Source organism: Peptoniphilus indolicus ATCC 29427 (assembly GCF_000227315.1).
Taxonomy (GTDB): domain Bacteria; phylum Bacillota; class Clostridia; order Tissierellales; family Peptoniphilaceae; genus Peptoniphilus; species Peptoniphilus indolicus.
The window spans coordinates 11,413-14,437 of the sequence record NZ_JH165062.1; the positions used below are offsets into that span (position 1 = coordinate 11,413).

4 protein-coding genes and 1 pseudogene are annotated in these 3,025 nt (G+C 29.9%); all 5 read right to left on the reverse strand.

Translation table 11 applies throughout. The features are described from left to right. Positions 1-115 (reverse strand): annotated as a pseudogene (locus HMPREF9129_RS12810) (site-specific integrase); the annotation flags it as partial. Between the two features lie 81 nt (positions 116-196). Continuing rightward, positions 197-1,732, reverse strand: a complete 1,536-nt coding sequence (gene rny / locus HMPREF9129_RS06085) for a ribonuclease Y (protein ID WP_004821532.1) — start codon at positions 1,730-1,732, stop codon at positions 197-199. A 109-nt stretch (positions 1,733-1,841) separates the two neighbouring features. Further along, on the reverse strand, positions 1,842-2,495 hold the full coding sequence (locus HMPREF9129_RS06090) for an AAA family ATPase (RefSeq protein WP_004821534.1): 654 nt from the start codon (positions 2,493-2,495) through the stop codon (positions 1,842-1,844). Continuing rightward, positions 2,495-2,728, reverse strand: a complete 234-nt coding sequence (locus tag HMPREF9129_RS06095; protein ID WP_004821536.1) for a hypothetical protein — start codon at positions 2,726-2,728, stop codon at positions 2,495-2,497. The genes HMPREF9129_RS06090 and HMPREF9129_RS06095 overlap by 1 nt, the downstream gene beginning before the upstream one ends. Then, on the reverse strand, positions 2,725-3,025 hold a 301-nt coding region (locus HMPREF9129_RS11690), incomplete at its 5' end, for a hypothetical protein (RefSeq protein ID WP_004821537.1). The genes HMPREF9129_RS06095 and HMPREF9129_RS11690, both read right to left, overlap by 4 nt.

Here is a 3,025-nt window from a genome sequence, read left to right on the forward strand (position 1 = left end):
AGAATGAATCTAATAAAAGTTCTTAAATCATAATAATATTCTTTAACTGTATTCTCTGAAGCTCCTTTAGAGCTAGATAAAAACCAAGAAAGTCATCTATTAAATTATTAATCATTTTATTCTCCTAAAAATTTTATATTATATATAATAACAAAAAAACCCGCCTTATGGCAGGTTTTATTAACTTATTTAGAATTTATTTAGCATATTCAATGGCTTTAGTTTCTCGTATGACATTTACTTTAATTTGTCCTGGGAAGTCTAATTGTGATTCAATTTCTTTAACAATTTTTCTTGCTAATAAAGTAACTTCAGATTCACTTACAGCTTCTGGCTTAACTATTATTCTAACTTCTCTTCCTGCTTGAATTGCATAAGATTTCTCTATACCTTCAAATGAAGTTGCTATTTCTTCAAGTTTTTCAAGACGTTTTATATATGACTCTACAGTTTCGCGTCTTGCTCCAGGTCTAGCAGCTGAAATAGCATCAGCAGCAGTTACTAAAATTGCTTCAACATATTTGAATTCAACATCTCCATGATGAGATTGTATACAGTTTATAACTATATCATTTTCTTTGTACTTACGAGCAATTTCAATACCTAAATCAACATGAGGAGCTTCAACATCGTGGTCTATACTCTTTCCGATATCATGAAGTAATCCACCTCTTTTAGCAAGCTTTACATCAGCTCCAATTTCTTGTGCCAATATACCAGCTAAGTTTGAAACTTCAACAGCATGCTTTAACATATTTTGGCCATAACTTGTTCTAAATTTAAGCCTTCCAAGATACTTTATGATTTCGGGATGTAATCCATGAACTCCTGCATCATAAGCAGCTTGTTCTCCGGACTCTTTAATCATAATATCAACTTCATTTTTAGCTTTTTCTACACTCTCTTCAATTTTAGTAGGATGAATTCTTCCATCTTGCACTAACTTTTCAAGAGCTATTCTAGCTATTTCACGTCTTACAGGATCAAAACATGATAGAACCACCGCTTCAGGAGTATCATCGATAATTAAATCAACGCCAGTCAAAGACTCTATACTTCTTATATTACGTCCTTCACGTCCGATAATTCTACCTTTCATTTCATCATTGGGTAACTGAACTACAGAAACGGTTGCCTCTGCAACTTGATCTGCAGCTATTCTTTGAATTGCTTGGGCTATTACATTTTGTGCGTATTTATTGCTTTCCTCTTTAATTCTTAGTTCATTTTCCTTAATTATAAGTGCAGATTCTTGGGTTATTTCTCGTTCTAACTGATTTAATAATATGGATTTACCTTCTTCAGCTGTCAAACCAGCAACTTTCTGTAATTCTTCTTCTCTTTTTAGAACTAATTCTTCAGCTTTTTCAACTTTCATTTTAGCATCTTCAAGTCTAGAGTTAAGCTTATCTTCTTTTTTCTCTAAAGACTGAGCTCTTTTCTCGACAGCTTCTTCTCTATTCAAAATTCTATTTTCTAAAGTTTGAAGCTCATTTCTACGAGTTTTATATTCATGCTCATTATCAGATCTAAGCTTGTGTATCTCATCTTTTGCTTCTAGAAGAAGTTCACGTTTTTTGGCTTCAGCATTATGTTCGGCTTCTGTGACTATTTTTATAGCAAGTTCTTCAGCTGTTTTAGTTTTTCCTTCAGCAATATATTTTCGAATACCGTAGCCTATTCCACAACCAAAAATTAGAGATATTATAATAAAAATAATATTTTCTAGCATTACACACCTCCTTATTAAATTTTCAAGTTCCAAATTTTAAATTCATTTCTAAATAAATACTTGCGTACTATACAATTTTATCTCTAAATTGAGCAATAGTCAAGATAAGCTATTTTTCAATTTCTAAATTAGTTACCTTAGATACTGAATTTCTTTGCTCTACTAGGAAAGATTTATCACAAATTTCTGATAAATATTTATTGTGTGTAACCATAATAATCTGTCTATGAAACATAGTTGAAGATTTTCTTAAAAATTCTCCTAAATTAAATATATATTCCTCACTTACGTGTTTACCAGGTTCATCTAAAATCAAAGGGCCTTCGATTTTAGGGTTATAAATTTCTATCATAGCAATTCTAAGTGCCAATGATATAATATCTACAATTCCACCCCCTCTGGAATTCTCAGGTTGAGTTTTAACGGTGTAGCCATCATAATTTGACACTACATAAAAATCTGCTCCAGTAATTTTACCATCTGTAAGCTCTATTACAAATTCAATATCTGTTTCCAAAATAAAGCTCAAGCAACTACTTACCAAACTCTCAACTTGTGTTTTTGCTTGTTCTCTGCCGTACTCACTTGCCATATTTAATAGTATCTCAACTTGTGATAATACAGAGTAATCATTTTTTAAAGTATTAATTTTATCTAATTTAGAATTTAAATTTTTCTCTACTATATCTCGTCTACCCTTTTGAATGTTTAAATTAGTTTCTAATTTTTCTATTTTTTCATTTATAGTATTTATATCCATCATCAAATCTCCGGCATATTGTCGGCAATTTCAGAAAATAGGCTGTCTATTTTAGTTTGTAGTTCATTTATAGTATTATCTAAATCTTCAGGGTTTATATTTAATGCTTCCAACTCCTTATTTAATGCTTCTTGTTGAATTTTTAAAGTCTCCAAACGGCCTTCTGCTTTATTCTTTAATTCTTTTCTGCGGTCTATTTCTTTCTTTAGATAAGAAAGTTTGTCTTCATAATTCATATTTCACCTCTTAAATGCTCTTTTATACTTGAACTATCTATTTTACTGTGACACAAAGGACAATAGCCCAGCTCTATAAAAATCCTTTCATATTCTTCACTTAAATTTAAAATATTTTTATAAATATCATCTATTTCTGCGTTTAAAGAAGTAATCTTTGAATTGATATTATTTAGATTTTCTTTTACGATTAAGAGTTGTGAATATAAATTCAAATTATTTTCTAATTCTAATGTCAAAGAAATATTAAATTCGATATTTTTAAATATCTTTAAATATTCAATTCCTCTACCAATA

Coding starts and splice junctions, on each gene's coding strand:
- HMPREF9129_RS06090 (WP_004821534.1), bottom strand. CDS start 2,495: ATGATGGATATAAATACTATAAATGAAAAAATAGAAAAATTAGAAACT.
- HMPREF9129_RS06095 (WP_004821536.1), bottom strand. CDS start 2,728: ATGAATTATGAAGACAAACTTTCTTATCTAAAGAAAGAAATAGACCGC.
- rny (WP_004821532.1), bottom strand. CDS start 1,732: ATGCTAGAAAATATTATTTTTATTATAATATCTCTAATTTTTGGTTGT.